Source organism: Nereida sp. NH-UV-3 (assembly GCF_042939535.1).
Lineage (GTDB): Bacteria > Pseudomonadota > Alphaproteobacteria > Rhodobacterales > Rhodobacteraceae > Nereida > Nereida ignava.
In genome coordinates this window covers 1273486-1295782 of sequence record NZ_CP132157.1, presented here as the reverse complement: position 1 = coordinate 1295782, position 22297 = coordinate 1273486, and the positions used below count along the sequence as shown (strand labels likewise).

27 protein-coding genes are annotated in these 22297 nt (G+C 54.8%); 18 read left to right on the top strand and 9 right to left on the bottom strand.

Going from position 1 to position 22297, the window contains the following annotated elements; genetic code table 11:
- Positions 1–119 precede the first annotated feature (119 nt).
- Positions 120–698 carry a YqgE/AlgH family protein gene (locus NeNHUV3_RS06430; RefSeq protein WP_391480455.1) on the top strand — a complete coding sequence of 193 codons (579 nt, stop codon included), beginning with the start codon at positions 120–122 and terminating at the stop codon, positions 696–698.
- 6 nt (positions 699–704) lie between these two features.
- Here the strand turns inward: NeNHUV3_RS06430 and NeNHUV3_RS06425 are convergent, their stop codons facing one another.
- Positions 705–1628 (bottom strand): L-threonylcarbamoyladenylate synthase, encoded by a 924-nt coding sequence (locus NeNHUV3_RS06425; protein ID WP_391480453.1) that lies wholly within the window; start codon positions 1626–1628, stop codon positions 705–707.
- A gap of 117 nt (positions 1629–1745) precedes the next feature.
- Here NeNHUV3_RS06425 and NeNHUV3_RS06420 point away from each other — a divergent pair, with 117 nt between their 5' ends.
- On the top strand, positions 1746–3473 hold the full coding sequence (locus NeNHUV3_RS06420; RefSeq protein WP_391480452.1) for an acyl-CoA dehydrogenase: 1728 nt from the start codon (positions 1746–1748) through the stop codon (positions 3471–3473).
- Positions 3474–3482: 9 nt separating this feature from the next.
- Positions 3483–4523: an MBL fold metallo-hydrolase gene (locus NeNHUV3_RS06415; RefSeq protein WP_391480451.1), complete on the top strand. Its 1041-nt coding sequence runs from the start codon at positions 3483–3485 to the stop codon at positions 4521–4523.
- On the opposite strand, the gene NeNHUV3_RS06410 is transcribed toward NeNHUV3_RS06415, so the two are convergent.
- Positions 4520–4729 (bottom strand): DUF6356 family protein, encoded by a 210-nt coding sequence (locus NeNHUV3_RS06410; RefSeq protein WP_048598836.1) that lies wholly within the window; start codon positions 4727–4729, stop codon positions 4520–4522. The two genes, NeNHUV3_RS06415 and NeNHUV3_RS06410, sit on opposite strands and share 4 nt — an antisense overlap.
- Positions 4730–4843: 114 nt before the next feature.
- Between NeNHUV3_RS06410 and NeNHUV3_RS06405 the strand changes: the two genes are divergently transcribed.
- From NeNHUV3_RS06405 to NeNHUV3_RS06390, 4 genes are all read left to right on the top strand, one after another.
- The gene (locus NeNHUV3_RS06405; protein WP_391480449.1) at positions 4844–5302 is read left to right on the top strand and encodes an Lrp/AsnC family transcriptional regulator; all 459 of its coding nucleotides are present in this window, start codon (positions 4844–4846) and stop codon (positions 5300–5302) included.
- Between the two features lie 39 nt (positions 5303–5341).
- Positions 5342–5791, top strand: coding sequence for a DUF6173 family protein (locus NeNHUV3_RS06400; protein WP_341246101.1), 450 nt, complete (start codon positions 5342–5344; stop codon positions 5789–5791).
- Between the two features lie 102 nt (positions 5792–5893).
- A complete protein-coding gene (locus NeNHUV3_RS06395; protein ID WP_048598839.1) occupies positions 5894–6034 on the top strand; it encodes an aa3-type cytochrome c oxidase subunit IV in 141 nt (46 codons plus the stop codon).
- A gap of 4 nt (positions 6035–6038) precedes the next feature.
- Positions 6039–6662, top strand: a complete 624-nt coding sequence (locus tag NeNHUV3_RS06390) for a hypothetical protein (RefSeq protein WP_391480448.1) — start codon at positions 6039–6041, stop codon at positions 6660–6662.
- A 12-nt stretch (positions 6663–6674) separates the two neighbouring features.
- Here NeNHUV3_RS06390 and NeNHUV3_RS06385 read toward each other — a convergent pair whose 3' ends face one another.
- Together NeNHUV3_RS06385 and NeNHUV3_RS06380 are read right to left on the bottom strand one after the other, a co-directional pair.
- Positions 6675–7013: an AzlD domain-containing protein gene (locus NeNHUV3_RS06385; RefSeq protein ID WP_341246099.1), complete on the bottom strand. Its 339-nt coding sequence runs from the start codon at positions 7011–7013 to the stop codon at positions 6675–6677.
- Positions 7010–7723, bottom strand: a complete 714-nt coding sequence (locus tag NeNHUV3_RS06380) for an AzlC family ABC transporter permease (RefSeq protein ID WP_391480446.1) — start codon at positions 7721–7723, stop codon at positions 7010–7012. Before NeNHUV3_RS06380 ends, NeNHUV3_RS06385 begins: the two co-directional genes overlap by 4 nt.
- A 49-nt stretch (positions 7724–7772) precedes the next feature.
- Between NeNHUV3_RS06380 and NeNHUV3_RS06375 the strand changes: the two genes are divergently transcribed.
- From NeNHUV3_RS06375 to glp, 4 genes are read left to right on the top strand one after another with little or no spacing between them, the layout of a single operon-like run.
- Positions 7773–8666 (top strand): formate dehydrogenase accessory sulfurtransferase FdhD, encoded by an 894-nt coding sequence (locus NeNHUV3_RS06375; RefSeq protein ID WP_391480444.1) that lies wholly within the window; start codon positions 7773–7775, stop codon positions 8664–8666.
- A complete protein-coding gene (mobA, locus tag NeNHUV3_RS06370; RefSeq protein ID WP_391480443.1) occupies positions 8663–9253 on the top strand; it encodes a molybdenum cofactor guanylyltransferase MobA in 591 nt (196 codons plus the stop codon). Before NeNHUV3_RS06375 ends, mobA begins: the two co-directional genes overlap by 4 nt.
- The gene (gene mobB / locus NeNHUV3_RS06365; protein ID WP_391480441.1) at positions 9250–9744 is read left to right on the top strand and encodes a molybdopterin-guanine dinucleotide biosynthesis protein B; all 495 of its coding nucleotides are present in this window, start codon (positions 9250–9252) and stop codon (positions 9742–9744) included. The genes mobA and mobB overlap by 4 nt, the downstream gene beginning before the upstream one ends.
- Positions 9741–11903 (top strand): gephyrin-like molybdotransferase Glp, encoded by a 2163-nt coding sequence (glp, locus tag NeNHUV3_RS06360; protein ID WP_391480439.1) that lies wholly within the window; start codon positions 9741–9743, stop codon positions 11901–11903. Before mobB ends, glp begins: the two co-directional genes overlap by 4 nt.
- A 2-nt stretch (positions 11904–11905) precedes the next feature.
- Here glp and NeNHUV3_RS06355 read toward each other — a convergent pair whose 3' ends face one another.
- Together NeNHUV3_RS06355 and greA are read right to left on the bottom strand one after the other, a co-directional pair.
- The gene (locus tag NeNHUV3_RS06355; protein ID WP_391480438.1) at positions 11906–12928 is read right to left on the bottom strand and encodes a hypothetical protein; all 1023 of its coding nucleotides are present in this window, start codon (positions 12926–12928) and stop codon (positions 11906–11908) included.
- A 6-nt stretch (positions 12929–12934) separates the two neighbouring features.
- Positions 12935–13405 (bottom strand): transcription elongation factor GreA, encoded by a 471-nt coding sequence (gene greA, locus NeNHUV3_RS06350; RefSeq protein WP_048598847.1) that lies wholly within the window; start codon positions 13403–13405, stop codon positions 12935–12937.
- Positions 13406–13612: 207 nt separating this feature from the next.
- Here greA and NeNHUV3_RS06345 point away from each other — a divergent pair, with 207 nt between their 5' ends.
- From NeNHUV3_RS06345 to NeNHUV3_RS06335, 3 genes are all read left to right on the top strand, one after another.
- The gene (locus NeNHUV3_RS06345; RefSeq protein ID WP_391480436.1) at positions 13613–15265 is read left to right on the top strand and encodes an electron transfer flavoprotein-ubiquinone oxidoreductase; all 1653 of its coding nucleotides are present in this window, start codon (positions 13613–13615) and stop codon (positions 15263–15265) included.
- Positions 15266–15391: 126 nt separating this feature from the next.
- Positions 15392–17086, top strand: a complete 1695-nt coding sequence (locus NeNHUV3_RS06340; RefSeq protein WP_391480435.1) for a tetratricopeptide repeat protein — start codon at positions 15392–15394, stop codon at positions 17084–17086.
- 38 nt (positions 17087–17124) lie between these two features.
- Complete coding sequence (locus tag NeNHUV3_RS06335; RefSeq protein WP_391480433.1) at positions 17125–17934, top strand: 4-(cytidine 5'-diphospho)-2-C-methyl-D-erythritol kinase; 810 nt, start codon at positions 17125–17127, stop codon at positions 17932–17934.
- A 3-nt stretch (positions 17935–17937) separates the two neighbouring features.
- On the opposite strand, the gene NeNHUV3_RS06330 is transcribed toward NeNHUV3_RS06335, so the two are convergent.
- Positions 17938–18939 (bottom strand): polyprenyl synthetase family protein, encoded by a 1002-nt coding sequence (locus tag NeNHUV3_RS06330; RefSeq protein WP_391480432.1) that lies wholly within the window; start codon positions 18937–18939, stop codon positions 17938–17940.
- Positions 18940–18990: 51 nt separating this feature from the next.
- Here NeNHUV3_RS06330 and NeNHUV3_RS06325 point away from each other — a divergent pair, with 51 nt between their 5' ends.
- From NeNHUV3_RS06325 to NeNHUV3_RS06315, 3 genes are all read left to right on the top strand, one after another.
- On the top strand, positions 18991–19206 hold the full coding sequence (locus NeNHUV3_RS06325; RefSeq protein ID WP_048598851.1) for a DUF2007 domain-containing protein: 216 nt from the start codon (positions 18991–18993) through the stop codon (positions 19204–19206).
- Positions 19203–19931: a tRNA1(Val) (adenine(37)-N6)-methyltransferase gene (locus NeNHUV3_RS06320; RefSeq protein WP_391480430.1), complete on the top strand. Its 729-nt coding sequence runs from the start codon at positions 19203–19205 to the stop codon at positions 19929–19931. Before NeNHUV3_RS06325 ends, NeNHUV3_RS06320 begins: the two co-directional genes overlap by 4 nt.
- A gap of 123 nt (positions 19932–20054) precedes the next feature.
- Entirely contained in the window at positions 20055–20222 is a 168-nt protein-coding gene (locus NeNHUV3_RS06315; protein ID WP_074842094.1) for a DUF465 domain-containing protein, read from the top strand.
- Between the two features lie 42 nt (positions 20223–20264).
- Here the strand turns inward: NeNHUV3_RS06315 and NeNHUV3_RS06310 are convergent, their stop codons facing one another.
- Positions 20265–21206 carry a transcriptional regulator GcvA gene (locus tag NeNHUV3_RS06310; RefSeq protein WP_391480429.1) on the bottom strand — a complete coding sequence of 314 codons (942 nt, stop codon included), beginning with the start codon at positions 21204–21206 and terminating at the stop codon, positions 20265–20267.
- A gap of 111 nt (positions 21207–21317) precedes the next feature.
- Here NeNHUV3_RS06310 and NeNHUV3_RS06305 point away from each other — a divergent pair, with 111 nt between their 5' ends.
- Positions 21318–21467 (top strand): hypothetical protein, encoded by a 150-nt coding sequence (locus NeNHUV3_RS06305; RefSeq protein WP_158441650.1) that lies wholly within the window; start codon positions 21318–21320, stop codon positions 21465–21467.
- Positions 21468–21564: 97 nt separating this feature from the next.
- On the opposite strand, the gene phbB is transcribed toward NeNHUV3_RS06305, so the two are convergent.
- Complete coding sequence (gene phbB, locus NeNHUV3_RS06300; RefSeq protein WP_048598854.1) at positions 21565–22290, bottom strand: acetoacetyl-CoA reductase; 726 nt, start codon at positions 22288–22290, stop codon at positions 21565–21567.
- Positions 22291–22297: the final 7 nt, after the last annotated feature.

Sequence of the window (22297 nt, the reverse complement as noted above, 5' to 3'; positions counted from 1 at the left end):
CCTTCGTCATAGCATCCACTACATACGCAGCTTGCCGCGTTTTGGAAATCACGTTCACGACAAGGATATGTCAGTGATGCGCGCTTGCCGATGGTTCTTTGGTGTCTCATGGTAATGACATGAGCGACTCAAATTTTCCTCAAACCACCTTGGTAGGTCACGTATTGATCGCAATGCCCGGCATGGATGATCCAAGATTTGCCGGCAGCGTGGTCTATATTTGCGATCATACGTCTGAAGGGGCGATGGGGCTGATCCTGAATAAGCCGACCAAGAAGGTGACATTCAAAGGGCTGCTAGAGCATCTTGAAATTGAGCCGCTTAAGCCTGTTGAGAGCGTACCCATGTATTACGGTGGGCCGGTTGAACAGGGGCGCGGCTTTGTGTTGCACAGTGGTGATTATGCAGGCAACGACAGCACCTTGCAGGTATCAGATAGCGTTGGAATGACTGCAACGCGGGATATTCTGGAGGATATTGCCTTAGGCGTTGGGCCGCGCAGCATGGTTATGGCGATGGGCTACGCGGGGTGGAGCCCTGGCCAACTGGAAGCTGAGATATCGATGAACGGATGGCTTACGGTTGAGGCAGATAGCGCGCTTGTTTTCGATACGCCAAGCGATGACAAAAGATCGGTCGCGCTTGATATGTTGGGGATTGATCCGCGGCTTTTGTCGGTGGTTGGCGGACAGGCCTAGTTCACCTTAATCGCGCGGTGCAGCGGCCCGTCGCAAGCGGTCGTTGATAGCGCGGCCAAGTCCGTGATCTGGAATAGGTGATACGGCGATCGGCTGGTCAAGGCGATCGAGACTGTGCAGATGGGTGAACAAATTGGCCGCCGCTTCTCGCAGGTCTGCGCGTGGCGATAGGTTAAGATCACATTGCACTTCTCCGAAACCCAACAGCACTTCGCCGGCCTCGGCTCTGGCGGCATCCATGCGCAGCGCGTGGCGCGGCGCGTAATGGCTGCTGAGCTGGCCGGGGGCGGCGATGGCGGCGGGTGTTGTGTCGTGGGAAAGTGGGCCAGTGATTGCTTCGATGTCACGCAAGGCCAATCCGCCAAACCGCAAAACAGTTGGTGTGGGTGCCACAGCAATGATTGTGGATTCCAAGCCCACGCTACAAGGGTCCCCTTCTAGCACGGCATCAATTTTGCCGCCTAAGCCGTGCATAACGTGCTGGGCTGTTGTGGCACTGATGCGACCTGACGGATTTGCGGAGGGCGCTGCGACCGGGGTGCCTGCTGCGCGCAAAACGTCGCGGGCTTGTTCGTGATCAGGCACGCGGATTGCCACGGTTGAGAGACCTGCGGTGACCAGATCGCAAATGCCTGAATTGGGCTTCAGGGGCAGCACAAGTGTTAAGGGGCCAGGCCAAAATGCGGCGGCAAGGCGTCGTGCGATATCGTTCATTTCCACGTAGGGTTCGGCATCGGCAAGACTTGGCACATGGATGATCAGCGGATTGAAGCTAGGCCGTCCTTTTGCTTGATAAATGCGCGCGACGGCAGTTGCGTTCGTTGCATCGGCGCCAAGCCCATAGACGGTCTCGGTTGCAAACCCCACCAACCCGCCTTGGGCCAAAAGTGTGCCTGCGTCTTGGGCGGTCTTGAGCAGTTTCGTTTCCATCTATGACGCCGCGTTCCCATTGATTGAGGTCGGTGGCCGCGCGATGCTGTGGCCGTGCAAACTGACTTACGCTTATGGGGTTGGATTGCCAAGCCTGCGTAAATTACCGGAGTTTTCATGCCATACGTCGCGCCTCTTGCTGAGTATAAATTTTTGTTCGACCACGTTGTTGGGTTTTCAGACATCTGTGCAACGGCCCGTTTTGAGGACGTGAGTAGCGACATCACCGGCGCGCTTTTGTCTGAGGCTGGCAAAGTCTGCGAAGAAGTTTTGGCCCCGCTGCAGCGGGTAGGCGATATTCAGCATGCGGTGTTGAAAGACGGCGTTGTTGTTATGCCCGATGGCTTCAAAGAGGCGTATCGCGCCTTGGCGAATGGCGGTTGGATGGGAATTTCGGCGCACCCTGATGGCGGCGGGATGGGCCTGCCGCTAACGCTGACCTCAGCGGTGAACGAGATGATGGCGAGCGCGTGCCTGTCGCTTCAATTGAATCCGTTGATGACCCAAGGCCAGATTGAGGCGCTTGAAGCCCACGCGGATGACAAGATTAAGCAGACATATTTGCCCAAGCTGATCAGTGGTGAATGGTCCGGCACGATGAACCTGACCGAGCCACAAGCAGGCAGTGATGTTGGCGCGCTGACCACCAGAGCGGTGCCGCGCGGGGATGGAACGTTCGAGATTACGGGGCAAAAGATTTACATCAGCTACGGTGATCACGACATGGCGGAAAATATTTGCCATCTTGTTTTGGCGCGCTTGCCAAATGCACCTGCTGGCACCAAGGGCATTAGCCTTTTCATGGTCCCGAAGTATTTACCCGATGATAATGGCGATGCAGGCCAAGCCAACGCGCTGCATGTGGTTAGCCTTGAGCATAAAATGGGTTTGCACGCGTCGCCCACTGCGGTGATGCAGTATGATGGTGCGACTGGTTGGCTTGTCGGGGCGGAGCATGCGGGCATGGCGGCAATGTTCACCATGATGAACAACGCCCGCGTCGGTGTGGCAATTCAAGGCACAGGAGTTGCAGAAGGGGCGCTTCAACACGCGTTAAGCTATGCGCGGGATCGCAAGCAAGGACGCACGAACGTATCAAATGATGCTGTCGCTACTGGCGCTATCGTTGATCATGCAGATGTGCGTCGGATGTTGGTTGCGATGAAAGCTGATCTATTTGCGGCGCGCGCGATCGCTCTGTCCTGCGCTGCGGCGATTGATATGGGAACGGCCACCAGCGATGCCTTTTGGCATGCACGGGCCGCTTTTCTGACGCCAATCGCCAAAGCATTCGGGACCGACGTTGGCATGGCCGTGGCGGCTGAGGGCATTCAGGTGCACGGCGGAATGGGCTTCATTGAGGAAACAGGTGCCGCTCAATACAGCCGCGATGCGCGCGTCACCGCGATTTACGAGGGCACAAACGGCATTCAGGCGATGGACCTTGTGGCCAGAAAACTGGCCGACGGCGGAGATGCCGCTTTTGCGCTGATCGAGGAAGCGCAAACCCAAGCGGAAGGCTGCCGCGGTACGCATGAAAGCCTTGCTTGCCCGCTTTGGGAGGCGTCTGAGACTTTGCGCGAGACAACCGAATGGATGGTTTCACAATCAGATAGCAACCACCGCTTTGCCGGTGCCGTGCCTTATTTGCGCGGGTTTGCACGGGTTCTTGGGGGGCATTATCACCTTAAGGCGGCTCTTGCTGCGGGACCTGATAGTGGCCGCGCACGACTTGCGAGGTTCTACATCAAGCGGTTGTTGCCAGAGCACGCAGGCCTTCTTTCCCATGCGCGCGAGGGCGCCGATGATCTTTATGCGCTTTCCACCGAGGACCTGCTCGCCTAGACCTGTGCCATGACAAAACTGGCCTATCCATTCGCGCAAGCGCCCGCCGAGGGTGAAGCAATCGAAGTCGCTGAAGGTGTGCTGTGGATGCGTTTGCCGCTACCCATGGCGCTTGATCATGTGAATGTTTACGCCCTTGATGATGGCGACGGTTGGACGATCATCGATACGGGGTTTGCGTCTAAGCGGAGCCGGAGTATTTGGCGCGCGTTGATGGATGGCCCTTTGGCCGGCAAGCCGGTTAAACGTGTTATCGTCACCCATCACCATCCCGATCATGTGGGTCTGACGGGCTGGTTTCAGTCAGAATTTGGTGCAGAACTTATTTGTACCCGGACAACATGGCTTTTTTCGCGCATGTTGCAACTGGATGCACAGGACAGGCCGACTGAGCAAACTGTTGATTTTTGGCACCGTGCTGGGATGGCGTCTGATATTCTTGAACAACGCCGCAATGAGCGGCCCTTCAACTATGCTGATTGTGTCGCGCCGATGCCCCTTGGCTACACGCGCATTCAACAGGGTGGCTCTATCATTATGGGCGGGCGCAGTTGGGATATTCACATCGGCAACGGGCATTCCCCCGAGCATGCAACATTCTGGAGCCGTGACGACAATTTGGTAATTTCTGGCGATCAGATCATTGCTTCAATCAGCTCAAACATTGGTGTCTACGCGACCGAGCCGGAAGCTGACCCTGTTGCTGATTGGCTTGAGGCGTGCGAGCGTTTGGGCGCATTGGCGCGTGACGATCATTTTGTTTTAGGGGGTCACAAGTTGCCATTTACAGGCTTGCCCGTGCGGATGCGGCAGTTGATTGAAAATCACCACGGCGCACTGCGCCGCCTAGAGGCCCATTTGTCAGAGCCGCAAACTGCGGCGCAGTGCTTTATGCCATTGTTTAAACGGCAGATTGTAGGCAGCGAATACGGGTTGGCGCTTGTTGAGGCCCTCTCGCACTGCTTACATCTTTGGCATCACGGGCGGGCAACGCGGACGATGTCTAAGGATGGTCAGTGGCTGTTTCAGCGGGTGACAGACACCGCTTAGCGATTGGTGATTTTGTCATTTAGGCGGCGGATAATGTTGCCAGCGGTCTTTTCAAATAGGGCAGGAATGATTGCGTGCACTGCAGCGCAAAAAGCGGCCGCCATCAGCCAAAATGCAAAAGTCGCTGCGAAGCGCATATGCTCAAAATAGGTCTCGTTCACTGAGGCAGGATGATCAGAGAAAAGGGCAGTGAGGACACGGGTCATATTAGGCTCCGACAGGCGTTGGGGTGGTTGTGCCTTTACTATGGCTGCGCGGTTGTGAGGCTGTGTCCCAAAATATACTGTCAAAGCGGATAGAGTTGGGATAAAATCCCACTTATGGCTGATTTAGATTCTATTGATAACGCTTTGCTATCTGCTTTGCAGGATGACGCTACCGTTAGTCTTGATCAGTTGGCCGAACATGCAAACCTGTCCCGTAATGCGTGCTGGCGGCGAATAAAGGCGATGGAGGCGACGGGGTTGATACGCAAGCGTGTGACGTTGCTTGATCCAGAACAGGCAGGCTGCCCGCTTTTGGTTTTTGTAATGGTGCGGACGAATAATCACGATGCGGAATGGATGCGTTTGTTCAACCGTGCTGTCAGCTTGTTTCCTGAAATTGTTGGTGCGCACCGAATGACCGGTGATCTTGATTATGTCCTGCGCGTGCGTGTCGCGGATGTTGCGGCGTATGATCGGTTTTACAAAAAGTTTATCGCGCAGGTTGCGGTTTCCGATATCTCTGCAAGCTTTGTTATGGAAGACATCAAGGATACCACTGCGCTGCCGTTATGATGGTGCGGTGTGGGCGTGTAATTGGCGGAGGAAGTAACGATGGATAACGTGATCAAAACAAGCGCGGACGCATTGGAAGATGATGTGTTGCCAAAGATGCGCGCCGCAAGCGCGGCAGGCACCCAAGATGAGGAACTGCCATCCGCAATGACCCAAGCGGTCAGTAAGAAAAGCCCCGCTCAATGGGCTTATGAACGGGTGGTTTTGTACCTTAAGAAGTTTGAAGAAACGCTTGACGCCGAGCATGAGGCAGCCATGGGTTTCGCGGGTGGCGAGGCAGGCGTACTGCGGATTGAAGGCATGGGATATTTTGACCCTGATATTGTTACGTTCTACGGCACGGACGCAGCAGGCGCCAAGACGCAGTTGGTACAGCACGTCACCCAGCTTAATGTGATGTTGCGCGCAATTCCCAAAGAGGTCGACGCGCCTGAGCCTAACCGGATTGGCTTCCGTCTTGCCGAACAGCTTGAAAAGCCTGTTGCCTAAGCCGGTGTGAGCAGTGTCGCAGGGGCAGTGAAATCACTAGAAATGCGTGCAAATATGCTTTATGCGCGCCTCAAGAATACTTAGCTAAACGGGAAATTAGACATGGCTGATGACAAGCACGAGCACGGTAAAATGGACATCGAAGTCCAAGAGAAAACTTTTGCGGGCTTCGTAAAATTCACAACGTGGAGCGTGGTGATCATCATTGCGACGTTGATCTTGCTCGCCATTATCGGCGGTTAAGCAGATGAAAACGCGGAGCATTGCTGCACTTTTCACAGCGGCGATGCTGCTGGCGGGGTGCCTGACACCCCCTCAGGACCTGCCAACCGCGACAGATAGTGAAATCCGCGAGAGCGTTTATCGTCACGACGGCCCTCCCGCCCTTTCTTTGATTACTGTTGTAAGTAACGGGACCAATTCCGGCGCCCACAGTGCCCTGCTGGTCAACGGATCGCAGCGTGTTTTGTTCGACCCCGCTGGAAGTTTTGAGGCCAGATCAATCCCCGAGCGTGGTGATGTTCTTTACGGTATTACACCACTTTATAAGCGATTTTATATTGGTGCCCATGCCCGCATTACCCACCGTGTGGTTGAGCAAACGATCGAAGTGCCCGCAGGTGTGGCCGAGCAAGCCCTTCAGTTGGTGATCAACAACGGCGCTGTCCCTGCGGCGGGGTGCACCCGCAGCATCACGAGCATCTTGAGCCAGCTTGACGGCTTTGAAAGCATCGGAACGACATACTTTCCCAACAAAGCGCGCGAGCGGTTTGGCGCACTGCCCGGTGTAGCGGAACAAGAATATTATGAGACGGATGACGGCAATAAAGCCGTGGCGCTTTCGCAGTATATTGATGTTGATCTGGACTAACGCGCTGGCACTTTAGCCAAAACCACCTGTGAGGTAGAGCATCCCGTAAAGTGTCGCTGCACCCAAAATGATTGCCCAAAGGACGTTGCGTGTCCAAACACCAACGGCCAACGTGACAATCGCGGCTGACAGGCGTGCGGGGTCCACTTCACCGTTTGTCGCGGGCGGAAACAGCACAACCGGTGCAATTAGTGCGGGCAAAACAGCAACGGCTGTGTAGCGAAGGTGTCGCAAAATCCATTCTGGCAATTCACGGTCACCGATCAGGCCCAAAAATGAAAAGCGGCTAATGAAGGTCCCAAGCGCTAAAACACCGATAATTAGCCAAACGTTTACATCATCCGAAATCATGACGTGCGCTCCTTTTTCAGCACCAACTCGGCCTGCGCGCCCGCGATCATAGCCGCGATGCCTGCGATGATAATTCCAAGGCTATAGGGCACATTCATGCACAACAGGGCCACCACAACAGAAGTTGCCGCTGCAATAACGTGTGGCAGTGTGCGCAAAGCCGGTGCGATAAGTGCGAGAAACGTAATTGGGATCGCAAAGTCGAGCGCATATTCCGGCGGAATAGAGCTTCCCAGTTTTGCCCCAACGTAGGTCATCGCATACCACGTTGAGCAAATGGGTGTGACGGTGCCTGCAAAATAGCGTAGCTTTTGGGGGAGGGTCCAAGCGGTTTCGTCTTGGAATTTTTGATCCGCAAGTGCGTATGTTTGGTCCACCATCGAGTAGCTCACAAGCGCACGTTGCCAAAGGCGGGCTTTGCCCAGATGAGGCACCATTGCAGCGGAATACATGGCCATGCGCAGGTTCACAGCAAGCGATGTTGCCAGCACAATAAGCGTAGGTGCGTCCTCGACCATAAGCTGCACTGCTGTGAATTGTGCGGCCCCCGCGATGACCAAAACGCCAAAGCCCATGACTTCTGCAATGTTTAATCCGGCTTCAGTGCCCACGACCCCAAACAACAGTCCAAATGGTGCGATGACCAAAAGAAACGGCAGGCCGTCGCGGAAGCCCTGCAGATATGTCGATTTCGCGGTGGTAGATGACATTGTGACTCTCTAGGTTATTTGAGACATGACTTAGACGAGTGTCAGGGGGATGCAAATGGCTGATGAGGCAGATTACATTATCGCGCCAGATCCACTGGGTGCGCGCGGTGGTTTGCGCCTGACGCGTTCGGTTGCGGGAGTGGATCATACCGGCGCTCAGATCGAGACGCCCGTGGTCGAAGAACGTCCTTTGACCATCTTTTTGAACAGTCAGGAAATTGTCACGGCGATGACAATTGGTGACTTCCCTCAGTACCTCGCGCTTGGGTTTTTGCGCAACCAAGGGATGCTTGATGATGCTTCTGACGTCACTGGCGTCGACTACGATGAAGAGCTTGAAACTGTGATCGTGCGCACGGCCAGTCAGACGGTGTTTGAGGATAAACTCAAGAAAAAGACCCGCACCAGTGGCTGTGCTGTTGGGACAGTTTTTGGGGATATGATGGAGGGCCTTGAGGGCGTGACGTTGCCCCAAGTGCCTGTGAAAACGTCATGGCTTTATGCATTAGCGCATCGGATTAACACGACACCCAGCCTTTATCTGACCTCGGGTGCTATTCACGGCACGGTTCTCTGCCAGCAAGATCGCCCCCTCGTTTATATGGAGGACGTTGGTCGCCATAACGCAGTTGATAAAGTAGCTGGCTGGATGTTGTCAGAGGGCGTCAGCCCGTCGGACAAGATTTTGTACACCACAGGCCGCCTTACATCTGAGATGGTTATCAAAACAGCGATGATGGGTATTCCGGCCTTGGTGTCGCGTTCTGGGTTTACGGCATGGGGCGTGGAGATTGCCCAGCAAGTAGGTTTGACGTTGATTGGCCGGATGCGTGGGCAGCGGTTTGTCTGTTTGGCTGGGAATGACCGTTTGGTACGCGATGCTGATCTTGCCTCAGTCCGCGATGAGCCATCGAAATCTGGCCGTAAGGGGGCGAAGCAATGAAGCAACCCTTCGGTGTTATTCTGGCGGGCGGCCAAGCACGCCGGATGGGCGGCGGGGACAAGGCGCTTTTGCAGCTTGGCGGCACAACGTTGCTTGAGCGGGTGATTGAGCGTCTTGAACCGCAAGTGGCGGGGCTGTGCCTTAACGCCAATGGTGATCCTGCGCGGTTTGGCCAAATTGGTCATGACGTGGTTGCGGACAGTATCGGTGGGTTTGTAGGTCCTCTTGCGGGTATTCTTGCAGGTCTTGATTGGGCGGCTGAGCAGGGGGCGGAAACGGTGGTAAGCGTTGCTGCGGACACGCCGTTTTTCCCATGTGATTTGACGCCCCGTTTGATGATGGCCGCTGATGAGATGACCCATCCGCTGGCTTTGGCAGCAACGGATGGCCGTCACCCCACGTTTGGGATTTGGCCAATCGCCTTGCGCGACGATCTGCGCGCGGCCTTGCATGGGGGCCTGCGCAAAGTCGTCACGTGGACCGATCAGCATCATGCGGCAACTGCTTCCTTTGAAGTTGGTTCGTTTGATCCGTTCTTTAATATCAATACGCCTGAAGATTTGGCGCAGGCGGAGCGGTACTTATGACGGAGCAAAAGGTTTTTGGTGTCATTGGCTGGAAAAACGCAGGAAAGACGGGCCTGATGGAGCGGCTTGTGGCTGAAATTACCGCGCGCGGTTTTTCAGTTAGCACGTTGAAGCATGCGCATCATAATTTCGACATCGACCAGCAGGGCAAAGACAGCTACCGCCACCGCGATGCAGGCGCACAACAAGTGCTTTTGGCCAGTGCAAACAGATGGGCTTTGATGACTGAATTGCGCGGAGAGCCCGAGCCACCGCTTGAGAAATTGCTGGCACAGCTGGCGCCCGTTGACTTGGTTTTGGTCGAAGGCTTCAAACGGGATACGCACCCCAAAGTGTGCGCTTACCGGCAGCAAACATCCCAATCCATGATCGAGGACGCATCGGTATTGGCCTATGCGACGGACACGGTGCTTGATACGCCAAAACCGCAATTTGATTTGGATGATACCGTCGCGATTGCGGATTTCATCTGCGCAAAGGCGGGGCTTTGAGTTTCGATCAGATCATCGCGGTCGATTGGTCATCTTCCTCGACACCCTCTTCGGCCAAGCCCGTTGCGAACGCCATTTATGTTGGTTCAAAGGTGCGTGGACAGCCAGTAGACGTGCAGTATTTTCGAACGCGGCTGTCGGCGATGAATGCTATTTGCGCGATGCTTGATAGGGCGCAAGATGCCGGCTCGCGGGTTCTCGTCGGGTTCGATTTTGGTTTCGGCTACCCACGGGGGTTTGCACAGGCTCTGACGGGGCAATCCTCTGCGCTTGGCGTTTGGGATTGGTTGGCCGAACGCATCAAAGATGGGCCAGACAACAAAAATAATCGCTTTGAGGTGGCGGATCAGATCAACCGCGCTTTGGATAGTATCGGACCTTTTTGGGGGTGCCCGAGGGGTGCTGAAACCGATGCGTTGCGCCAACGCGGGTCCGAGCGGGATCCCCGGAAGTTCCCTGAGCGCCGCACGGTCGAGGCGCTGACCTCAAGCGCGCAACCCATGTGGAAGCTCTATACTCCGGGCTCTGTTGGTGGGCAGTCTCTTGTGGGGTTGCCGATGTTGGCCAAGCTGCGGGCGCGCTACGGCGGCGGCATTACAGTTTGGCCGTTTGAGACAGGTTTTGCCGAGCCCGCAACAAATATTGTACTGGCCGAAATTTATCCGTCATTGTTTGATGCAAGGCATCGCATGGGCGATGATGGAACGATATTTGATGTGCTCGACGCGCGTCAGGTCCGCGCGGTTTGCGAAGCGTTTGAGAACGCTGATTTGGACGCGCTTTTTGGCGCAGGTTTTGATCAGACGACGGATGCGAAAGCTGTGCAGATTGCCTCGGAGGAAGGGTGGATATTGGGTGTGCGAAAGCAAAAAAAAGATAGCGGCTGCTTGACGCCTCCGCCTCTTGGGAACGACTGTTTTGCGATGCCGCAAGGCGTCAGTTGGACTCCTGTGGATGAGGCGTTGGATCAGTTAAAAAAGCGGGTTCGCGCCGTAACAGCTACAGAAACCATTGCGGTGAAAGACGCGGTGGGGAGCTACCTTGCGAGTGATGTTTTCGCACAGCGCGCAAACCCACCGCACGCAAATTGTGCGGTCGATGGGTATGGGTTTTCGGCAGATGCGATCTTGGACGGGCCCAACGAATTACCGGTAGTTATGGGTCGCGCCGCCGCTGGCGCGCCGTTTTCGGGTGCTGTTCCAAAAGGTCATGCAATCCGTATTTTGACGGGCGCGGTTGTCCCGGTCGGTGTTGATACGGTTGTGCTTGAAGAGGATTGCACTGTTGAGGCGGATGAGCAGGGGCAGTCCATTCGCATTGCTTTCCACGGAGGCCTGCGTAAAGGTGCCAACACACGCAAGGCTGGTGAAGATGTTATGAAGGGTGATGTAATGCTGCGCGGCGCGCGTAAAATCACCCCTGCGGATGCAGCGTTTCTGACGGCTGGTGGGATCAGTGATATCGACGTTCGCGCACCGCTTCGTGTTGCAGTCATTTCAACTGGTGATGAGTTGGTAAAGGCGGGTAGCAAGGCCAAAGCGGGTCAAATTTTTGATGCAAATCGCCCCATGCTTTTGTCAATGATCGCGGCTTGGGGGTTTGAGCCTGTTGATATGGGGATCATCCCCGACGATCCGGATGCATTGAAGGCAGCACTTGATGAAGCGGCTAAGTCTGCGGATGTGATCCTGACATCAGGTGGCGCATCCGCGGGTGATGAAGACCACGTTTCAAAGTTGTTGCAAAGTTCGGGCTCTCTTGCGTGGTGGCGGATTGCGGTCAAACCGGGACGACCGCTGGCATTGGCGATGTGGGGCGGTGTGCCGGTGTTCGGCCTGCCTGGAAATCCCGTTGCGGCCTTTGTCTGCACGGCTATTTTTGCACGTCCCGCGATGATGTGTTTGGCTGGTGGAGATTTCGCAGCACCGCAAGCAGTGACCGTGCCCGCGGGTTTTTCAAAACGTAAAAAAGAGGGCCGCCGCGAGTTTCTGCGGGCCCGTCTGCGTAACGGTGTTGCTGAGGTTTTTGCCTCAGAAGGGTCTGGCCGGATTGGTGGGCTGTCGTGGGCCGAAGGACTGGTGGAGTTGCCAGACGAGGCGCAAGAGATCACCCCTGGGACACCCGTCCGCTATATTCCGTTTTCAGGTCTTGGTCTGTAGGTTTAGCTGAACATTCCAGCCACACGACCCAAAAGCATGAATGCCAATGCGGTGCGTGTTGTGGACAGTTTTGCCAATTCCGCATCGGATGCGTGTGGTTCAAATTCCATCATGACTTTGTCAAATCGACGCAAAAAGTGGTGCGCTGCGTCCCGAAAGATGACGTCTTCTTTCATACGCCCTGCAGTTAGGGCGAGGGATGATCTGTCGCGCACACCGCCAAGGGCTGCAATCGCGGGGCCGCGCTCACCTTGCGCAAAGCGCCGCCACAGCTCTGGTTTGGCGCGATCATGGCGCAGGTCGTCCATGTAGATGCCCTCTTGGCTCAGCAGGGTCAGCATGTCTTGTGCGGCAGTGATCAGTTGGCTGGCGCGGTGATCTTTTAGGGCCTTGCGAAGAGCGGCGAAACCAACAGTGTCTTCTGCGGTTTCGGGGAAATTGAGTGCGCGGATGAAATCTTCGTTTTCAAGTGCGGGCTGCAGCGCCTCCATCGGTGTGCCGAGGGGGAGGGCAGTTTGCCCGTCCGCGCTGGTGGTTGCTTTGATTGTGTCGATGCTGATGCGCGGGGCGTCGGAACGGCTTGAAGTGAATGTTGCCAGCGCCGAAGATGTTTCGCGCGCTGTGGCTGCTATTTCTTCGAGCTTTTTCTCAACGTCTGGGCGCGTCGTTTCAGTGACGGCTTTCTGTTGCTCAAGGTATGTTTTGCGCATCCCGTCGATGGCCGAATGCAACCTGCTGCTTTCTTCGCGCATCACACGTATCGAGCGCGCTGCCGTTGCAGCGACCCAGATCAACGCCACGGGCATAAACACCGCGAGTAGGACCATAACGAACTGAAGGCTGTTGAATGATCCTTCTGTCGGCAGCATCAAAAAGAATACTGTTGATCCGATTAACCACACAAGCGTCAGCGCTGCTGCAATGATCTCGGTCGAGGAAATCGCGCTACGTTCGGGCGGGGCAAGCAAGTCATTTTTCGGCTTTGACTTGGATTGAGGCTGTGAATGCGGTGAGCTTGTGGCCATCACGAGTTACGAAAATTTAACGGACAGAATTTCGTAAGACCGCGTGCCACCGGGGGTGCGGACCTCGATGCTGTCGCCCTCTTCTTTGCCGATTAACGCGCGCGCCAACGGCGAGGCAATGTTTAGAAGGCCGCGCTCAATGTCGGCTTCTGGCTCACCCACAACCTGATAGGTTTTTTCCTCATCGGTGTCTTCATCAACCAACTCAACATGCGCGCCGAACTTGACGGTGCCCGACATCTTTGAGGTGTCGATGATATCTGCACGGCTGAGGATAGCCTCCAGCTCTGCGATGCGGCCTTCGATGAAGCTCTGTTTTTCACGGGCAGAGTGGTACTCGGCGTTCTCTTTAAGATCGCCCAATTCACGCGCTTCTGCGATCGCTGCGATGATCTCGGGGCGATCCTTAGATTTCAGTCCCTTTAACTCCGCATCCAGTCGATCTGCGCCAGCTTTTGTGAGAGGAATTTTATCCATTTTCTGTCTTTCTAAGGCCGTGGTTTTGTTGCTCGATTTATTGCGCTACAAAACGCAAAAGCAAAGGGAAATGCAAGGAGCAGGCACAGGATTGAGCGACTAATTGCAGCCAAGGCGCAGCGTAATGAAAAACCAGCGCCTTTTTTCAATTGACCCCTTTAATTCCTGTCGCCATATATTTTTGCAACATTTATTGGAGCCGGAAAAATGTCCCAGATTGAACGTGAAGCAATGGAATATGACGTGGTCATCGTTGGCGCAGGTCCAGCGGGCTTGTCTGCCGCCATAAAGCTCAAGCAACTTGATGCGGACATGAATGTTGTTGTGCTCGAAAAGGGTTCAGAAGTTGGCGCGCATATTCTGTCTGGCGCGGTACTTGATCCTGCAGGCCTGAACGCGCTGATCCCTGACTGGAAAGAAAAGGGCGCGCCGCTTAACGTGCCTGTGAAGGACGACAATTTCTATATGCTTGGCGAAGCTGGCCAGGTGCGCCTGCCCAATTTTGCGATGCCGCCGCTGATGAATAACCACGGTAATTACATCGTCTCAATGGGTAATGTCTGCCGTTGGATGGCCGAGCAGGCCGAGGAGCTGGGCGTTGAGATTTTCCCAGGCATGGCATGTTCTGAACTGGTTTACGGGGACAACGGTGAAGTCAAAGGTGTTGTTGCTGGTGAGTTCGGTTTGAATGCCGATGGCACCCCCGGTGATGCTTATGAGCCGGGAATGGAGTTGCACGGAAAATATGTTTTCCTGTCCGAGGGCGTGCGTGGATCGCTGTCCAAGGAAGTGATTGCCAAATATGAGTTGGATAAAGACTCAGGGCCGCAAAAATACGGCCTGGGCATGAAAGAGATTTGGGAAATTGATCCCGAAAAGCACAAAGAAGGCAGCGTCACTCACACAATGGGGTGGCCGCTGAATGGCAATGCGGGTGGCGGGTCTTTCATCTACCACCTCGACAATAACCAAGTTTATGTCGGCTTCGTTGTGCACCTGAACTACGAAAATCCGCACTTGTTCCCTTACATGGAATTCCAGCGCTTTAAGCACCATCCGATGGTTGCGGAGCTACTCAAGGGCGGCAAACGTGTTGCGTATGGTGCGCGTGCAATTACTGAAGGCGGGTATCAGGCGATGCCAGAACTGGCGTTTCCTGGTGGTGCGCTGCTTGGATGTTCTGCGGGTATGGTCAACGTTCCACGGATCAAGGGCAATCATAACGCAATGCTTTCAGGGATTGCTGCGGCTGAAGCTGCGGTTGAGGCAATCAAGGCTGACCGCGCGGGTGATGTTCTTGCTGGCTACGCCGAACGTGTGCACAGCGGCCCAATTGCAAAAGACCTTAAGAAGGTGCGCAACGTGAAGCCGCTTTGGTCAAAATACGGCCTGACTGCTTCGCTGACCCTTGGTGGGTTTGATATGTGGACCAACAACCTCTTTGGGGTCTCTTTGTTGGGCACGATGAAGCACGGCAAAAGTGACGCTGCTGCTACGGGCGAGGCGAAAGATCACAAGTCAATCGAGTATCCCAAACCAGATGGTGTGTTGTCGTTCGACCGGCTTACAAATGTAAGCTTTGCAATGACCAACCACGAGGAAAGCCAACCTGCGCACCTCAAGCTGAAAGACCCGAGCATACCTGTGGCCGTGAACCTGCCAAAATACGCAGGCCCGTCAGCGCGGTATTGCCCCGCTGGGGTTTATGAGTTTGTTGAGGAAGCGGGTGCGGATACGCGGTTTGTGATTAACTTTCAAAACTGCGTTCATTGTAAAACTTGCGATATCAAAGACCCCAGTCAGAATATCAACTGGACCACGCCCCAAGGCGGCGATGGGCCGAATTATCCCAACATGTGATCCTTGTTGGGTCCAGTTGACGAAAAGTTCATTGATCAGGGCGCTCTGCGGGGCGCCCTTTTTTGTGCGCTTCGCTTGTGGGTGGGGCGCAACTCGGGCAAGCTGTCCTGACACACAGGAGACCCCATGCGCCGATACATTCGCCCCATCGTTTTGAGTGCCACCTTGCTTCTGCCCGCCGTTGGTAACGCGCAAGGCATTGCGGGGTCCTATCTTGCGGGGCGTCATGCGCAGTTTAACGGTGATTATGCAACGGTTGGCCAGTATTATTCCCAAGCACAACGCAGTGACGCGACCAACCCAGCCTTACTTGAGGCGGCCTTGGCGGGCCGTGCAAATGCCGGTGACGTAGCAGGTGCTGTCGCACTTTTGCGTGGTTCTGATCTTGATATGAACCAAAGCCAAATTGCGGGATTGATTGCCGTTGCAGGGTTGGCCAGAGATGAGCAATTCACGGAAATCGTAGAAGGGTTCGGAGCAGGTCGGCGTATAAGCCCGCTTGTTGACGGCTTGGTCTTGGCTTGGGCAACCTTGGGCCTAGGCGATGTAAGCGCTGCCACCGATTACTTTGAGGATATGGCCTCAATGAACGGTATGAGCGGCTTTGCGAATTTGCACCACGCTTTGGCCAAGGGCACATTCGGTGATTTTGAGGGCGCGCTGGGCCTATTGACTGACGATAAAGTTGGCGCCCTTGGGTATACGCGGCGGTCGATCATGGTGCGCGCTGAATTCTTGAGCCAACTGGGTCGCAACATGGATGCAGCCGCGCTCATTGATGATAACTTTCAAGGGGCACTAGACCCTGAATTACAAGAACTGCGCAGTGGTCTTGAGGGGCGCAAGGCCGTACCTCTGACCACAGTTTTGACTGCGCAACAGGGATTGGCTGAAGTTTTCTGGACTGTAGCGTCGGTTCTCCGCGACGAGGCTGGCCCAGATTTTGCGCTTCTTTACGCACGTGCAGCGGCGTATGTAAGGGCTGATTTCGATGAAGCGAATTTGCTGATCGCGGGTCTGTTGGATGAGTTGGGCAATCATGTTTTGGCGGCGGATGCTTATGGTCAGATCACGCCGGACAGCACCTCCTTTCATGCCGCAGAGATCGGTCGTGCAGAGGCGCTTTTTGAAAGCGACCGCAAAGATGAAGCAGTTGAGGCATTGACTGCGTTACAAGACAGTCACGGTGATCTGCAGGTGGTCCACTCAACCCTTGGAGATATGTTGCGCCGTCTTGAACGGTTTGAGAAAGCAACCACGGCCTATACCACCGCGATCAAGCTTTTGGAGCAGGGCGATCCAAACGCATGGTTTTTGTACTATGCGCGCGGGATCACGTTTGAGCGGCGCGATTTGTGGCCACAGGCAGAGGCTGATTTTCGCAAAGCCTTGTCCCTCAACCCCGATCAGCCGAACGTGCTGAACTATCTTGGTTATTCACTCGTTGAGAAAAAAATTAAGCTCGACGAAGCATTAGAGATGATCGAGAAGGCCGCAGCTGCGCGTCCTGACAGCGGCTTTATCCTTGATAGTCTTGGGTGGGTTTTGTACCGGCTCGGACGTTATGACGAGGCCGTGGCCCCGATGGAAGTTGCTGCCTCACTTGCTGCGACTGACCCTGTGGTGAACGACCACCTGGGGGATGTGCTGTGGGCTGTTGGTCGACGGACTGAGGCACGTTTTCAGTGGTCACGTGCATTGTCTTTCGATCCAGCGGAAGATGATTTGCCGCGGATTAGGCGCAAGCTGGAAGTGGGACTTGATGTGGTGCTCGAAGAAGAAGGCGCCCCCGCACTGCCGCCAGTACAGTCTGGTGGCTGATCCCCGGCTTTGGATATTTATAAACAAAAGAAGATCTCATGACATCCGAGACACGCCAACTGGCGCCTGCCAAAGTGAACTTGACCCTGCATGTCACGGGGCAGCGAGAGGATGGCTATCATCTTCTTGATAGCTTGGTGGCCTTCGCCGATTTCGGCGATGACGTTTATGTATCGGATGGCCCCACACATTTGAGCGTTGAGGGGGATTTGGCCGCCGGTGTGCCGACGGGGTCAACAAATTTGATGTGGCGTGCACTTGATGTGATGGGGGCCGAGGCGTCTTTGAGGTTGGTCAAACGTCTGCCTGCTGAAGCCGGCATTGGTGGTGGCTCGTCTGATGCAGCCGCAGTTTTGCGCGCGATCGGTGGAAGTACGGTTGAACAGCAAATGTCGCTTGGTGCTGACGTGCCTGTTTGTATGCTTGCAACTGCTGCGCGGATGCGCGGCGTGGGCGAGCGGGTGGAAAAAGTTGCACTGCCGCCACTGCCTGCTCTTTTGGTGAACCCCCGTGTTAGCATGCCGACACCAGCAGTTTTCAGTGCTATGACAAAGCGCACCAACGCTGAAATGCCGATAATCCCTACGTTCGAGGGCGTTGCGGATGCGGCGAATTGGCTCGCAACGATGCGCAATGATATGCAAGATGCGGCTATTTCAATCCAGCCAGTAATCGAGCGTGCGTTGTCTGATTTGCAGTCGACCCGGCAGTGTTTATTAGCGCGCATGTCTGGGTCGGGTGCGACGTGCTTTGCAATTTATCCAACCATGAAGGCTGCACATTTTGCGGCCTATGAACTGGGTGCGATGCATACAGATTGGTGGATCAGGCCCTGCACATTAAGCTGAGGCTTATCTGACGCGCGCGACCACATAATCAGCAAGATCAAGAAGCATATCCTTCAACTCACTCTGTTCAATCACGCTTAGTGATGCTTTGGCTTTATCTGCCCAAGCAACTGCGTCGGCGCTGGTCGCATCAAGTGTGCCGTGGCTATCCATCAGGCGGAGAGCTTCTTGTAAATCACCATCGCGCTGGTCGCCTTTTGCGATGGTGCGGTGCCAAAAATCACGCTCGGTTGTATCGGCTTTGGCAACGGCTTTGATGACGGGCAGCGTTAGTTTGCGCTCGCGGAAATCGTCCCCAACGTTTTTGCCAGTGGCTTGGGTGTTCCCGCGGTAATCCAGCAGGTCGTCGACAATCTGGAATGAAATACCCAACGCATCACCATACGCGAAAAGCGCCTGTATCACATCATCGCTTTGGTCTGCGATGACACCGCCGACTTCCATTGCTGCTGAGAAAAGGGCCGCCGTTTTGCCGCGCACAACCTTGAGGTAAATTTCCTCATCGGTTCCCAAATCAGATGCTGCGGTTAGTTGCAGCACTTCGCCTTCCGCGATGGTCGCTGACGCGTTTGATAGGATGTCCAGCACGCGCAAATTACCGGTCTCAACCATCAATTGGAACGAGCGAGCAAAGAGGTAATCGCCGACTAAAACGCTTGATTTATTGTCCCAAAGCAAGTTGGCCGTGGGGCGTCCCCGCCGTTGGCCGCTTTCGTCTACAACGTCGTCATGCAGCAAAGTAGCCGTGTGAATAAATTCAACCGTTGCCGCCAAATGGATGTGGAATGGCCCGTCATAACCGCACATTTTCGCACTGGCCAACGTCAACATGGGACGCAGGCGCTTGCCGCCAGCATCGACCAGATGCGCGCTGACTTCGGGAATGCGGGGGGCGTGCTCTGACGCCATGCGTTCGCGGATCAATGCATTGACTGCAGTCATATCAGCATCAAGTGCGGCGGCGAGGCGCTCGTGTGGTTTTGTTGCGGCGTTATCCAAACCCATGAAAAGGTCTCCTTGCTCGACAACCCGTGGCAACTGGCCTTAGATCGGGGGATGAAAGAACTTATGCGCAGCAACGATCCGACGGCCATTGCCTTCGCCAAAGCTTTGCTATCCGGCGAGGGTATAGACTGCTTTGAAATGGACGTAAATATCAGCATTCTTGAAGGCAGCATTGGCATTTTGCCGCGCCGGTTGATGGTCCGCCAGGCAGACCATTTCATGGCAGCTGCTGCGTTGCGTGATAATGGGCTGACGGTTAGCGAATGAGCGAAACACGCGATGATTTTCTGGGCGGTAAAGTGAAGGCCTATCAACCTGCGCAAGGGTATCGTGCAGGTGTGGACGCGGTGTTATTGGCGGCTAGTGTACCCGCAAAACCTGAAGAGACCGCGCTGGAGTTGGGATGCGGCGTTGGCGTGGCTAGCTTGTGCCTTGCCGCGCGAACAGGTGCGGCAGTCACGGGTGTGGAGCGGGACAGTCGTGCGGCGGAATTAGCAGGGCGCAACGGTCTTGATGTAGTCCATGCTGATCTTGCGGCGCTTCCGCAGGAGATACGTGAGCGCAGCTTTCACCATGTATTCTGTAACCCGCCGTATTTTGATCGCGGGCGGGGAAATAAATCGGATGATGCGGCGCGCGAGGCAGCACGTGGTGAGCAAACTCCGCTTTCTGTTTGGCTGGATGTTGCTACAAAGCGGCTTCGGCCAAATGGTACGCTGACTGTCATCCAAGATATTTCACGACTGCAAGATGTGTTGAGTTCACTGGATGATCGGCTTGGTCGGGTGACGGTATTGCCGATCGCATCGCGGGTAGGGCAGCCTGCGCGACTTGTGATTGTACAAGCAAAGAAAGCCTCGCGCGCGCCATTTTCTTTATTGGCGCCGTTGATTCTGCATAAGGGTGAGCGGCACGAAGCGGACGAAGAGACTTACACACCCGAGGTACGTGAGATTTTGCGGCATGGCGCGCAATTATTCATCCGCAATTAACCACGTGTGAAGAAATTCGGCTAAATTCAGCTGATTACTTGAATCCTTTTGCAGCTGCGGCGTGACACAAGCGGGCTGCGTGTGCTCCACTAAAATCACACATCAGTAGAAAAGGACGCGCCTATGGCATTAAGCACGCATATCCAGCAACTGAAACAAAAGCATGAGAATTTATCGGAGACGGTCGCGCGCCTGCAGCGCATGCCTGCCGTTGATGATTTGCAAATTGCGGCGATGAAGAAAGAGAAGCTGAAACTCAAAGAAGAGATTTCGCGCCTCGCTTCTGCTTGAAGCATCACGCTGGCGCGCAGACCAGTTTGGGTGGCGCGTCAGTTATTCAACATCTGCTGCATAAAGAAGTGTTCGGCCTTCCGCGAAGGACTTTGAGGTATTGATCTCGTCCAGCAGCCAGTCATGAAACGCCTTCACCTTGGGGCGGGTCTCGTTGCCTTGTGGGCATACAAACCGAAATTGTGCGGGCGTAATCAGCCCAAGATCAAAAGGTGCCACAAGCCGTCCTGACGCGAGCGCGCGCGCAGCAAGCGATACACGACCCAACACAACGCCCGCGCCAGCAATTGCGGCGTCCAATGCATGATCAGCTTGGCTGAACCTTGCGCCGTGATCCGGGTCAATATCGACCTTCGCGGCCCGCGCCCATTTGGCCCAATCACATGTAATTTTAAATGCGTCCATGCTGTCATCATGGATGAGCTGCGCATTAGTTATTGTTTCTTTGGTGCCGAAATTTACCGCCATTTCAGGGGTCATCATCGGCGTGACCCATTCGCTTACAAGTGGTTCAGAATAGACGCCGCTGTAGCCGCCTAATCCAAACCGAATGGCTACATCGACTTCGTCTCTGTCAAAGTCGACCAATCGTAGGGATGCCGAAAATCGCAACTCAATCGTGGGGTGTGCCTGGGCAAAGTCGAACAGTCTTGGGGCCAGCCATTTAGAGGTGAACGCAGGGCCCGCAGTGACTGTGAGGGTCGTGTTGTCGCTTAAGCGGCGTGTGTTGCGCCACGCTGATGTGATTGCTGCAAAGCCGTCACGTACGCCGGGGGTTAAGGCGCGACCCGCTTCTGTCAGCTCAACCGCACGATTAAGCCGAATGAACACTGGTGTGCCCAAATCCGCTTCAAGGGATTTGATCTGATAGGACAGTGCTGCAGGCGTTACGTTTAACTCATCCGCCGCTTTGGCGAATGACATATGGCGTGCGGCGGCTTCGAAGGCGCGCAGGGCGGTGAGCGGAGGAAGGCGATCAGACATTTCAGTTTAATACAGCTTAACTGACGGTATGGGAAGTCTCGTTTGTAGAGTGCGTGCAGGAGGTGCATATACAACAGCAGGGAGAGACACATCTCATCAATGGAGTTTAATATGTTTGAGAGTACAACAAGCGAAATTACACGCAACGCAATGCAAATTGCCCATGAAGAACGTGCGATTGCGTTTCGTCAATTTTGGGCATGGATGCTGAACCGTTTCAACGAACCTGCACTGCGCACTACGCAAGCCTCAGCTACGTAAGTGGCCGCGCATCCGAATGCGTGATGCAGTTTGTCGAAAAAAAGGGCCGCTCCTCATGGGGCGGTCCTTTTCAATTAAGCTTAAGCAAGCGCGAAGCTTAGCTCATATATTGCCCGCCGTTTGCGGAGATCGTTGAGCCGGTTACAAAGCCAGCGTCATCAGAGGCAAGGAACACAACGGCCCGCGCCATCTCTTCTGGCTCACCCAAGCGGCCAACAGGGATTTGCGGCAGGATGACTTCGTTCATCACTTTTTCTGGGATAGTCGCCATCATTTCCGTGTTGATATAACCCGGAGCCACCACGTTTACCGTAATGCCTGCGCGGGCACCTTCTTGGGCCAAGGCTTTCGTAAAGCCGATGTCGCCTGCTTTTGTAGCGGCATAGTTGGCTTGGGCGAACTGACCTTTTTGGCCATTGATCGATGAAATTGTTACGATGCGACCAAATTTACGTTCGCGCATGCTGCCCCATACGTTGTGGGTCATGTTGAACACGCCGTTCAGGTTTGTGTCGATGCATTCGTGCCATTGTTCGGGCGTCATCTTATGAAATGGCGCGTCGCGGGTAATGCCAGCGTTGTTGACCAAGATATCAACAGGGCCGAGGTCTTCGGCAATTTGGGCGATGCCAGCGGTACACGCGGCATAGTCGGCAACATTCCACTTGTATGTTTTGATGCCTGTCTCGGCTGTAAAGGCAGCGGCTTTTTCATCGTTGCCTGCATATGTAGCAGCAACTTTGTGGCCTTCTGCGGCCAATGCCTTAGCGATTGCGGCACCAATGCCGCGGGTTCCGCCTGTGACGAGGGCTACGCGTGTCATGTTGATT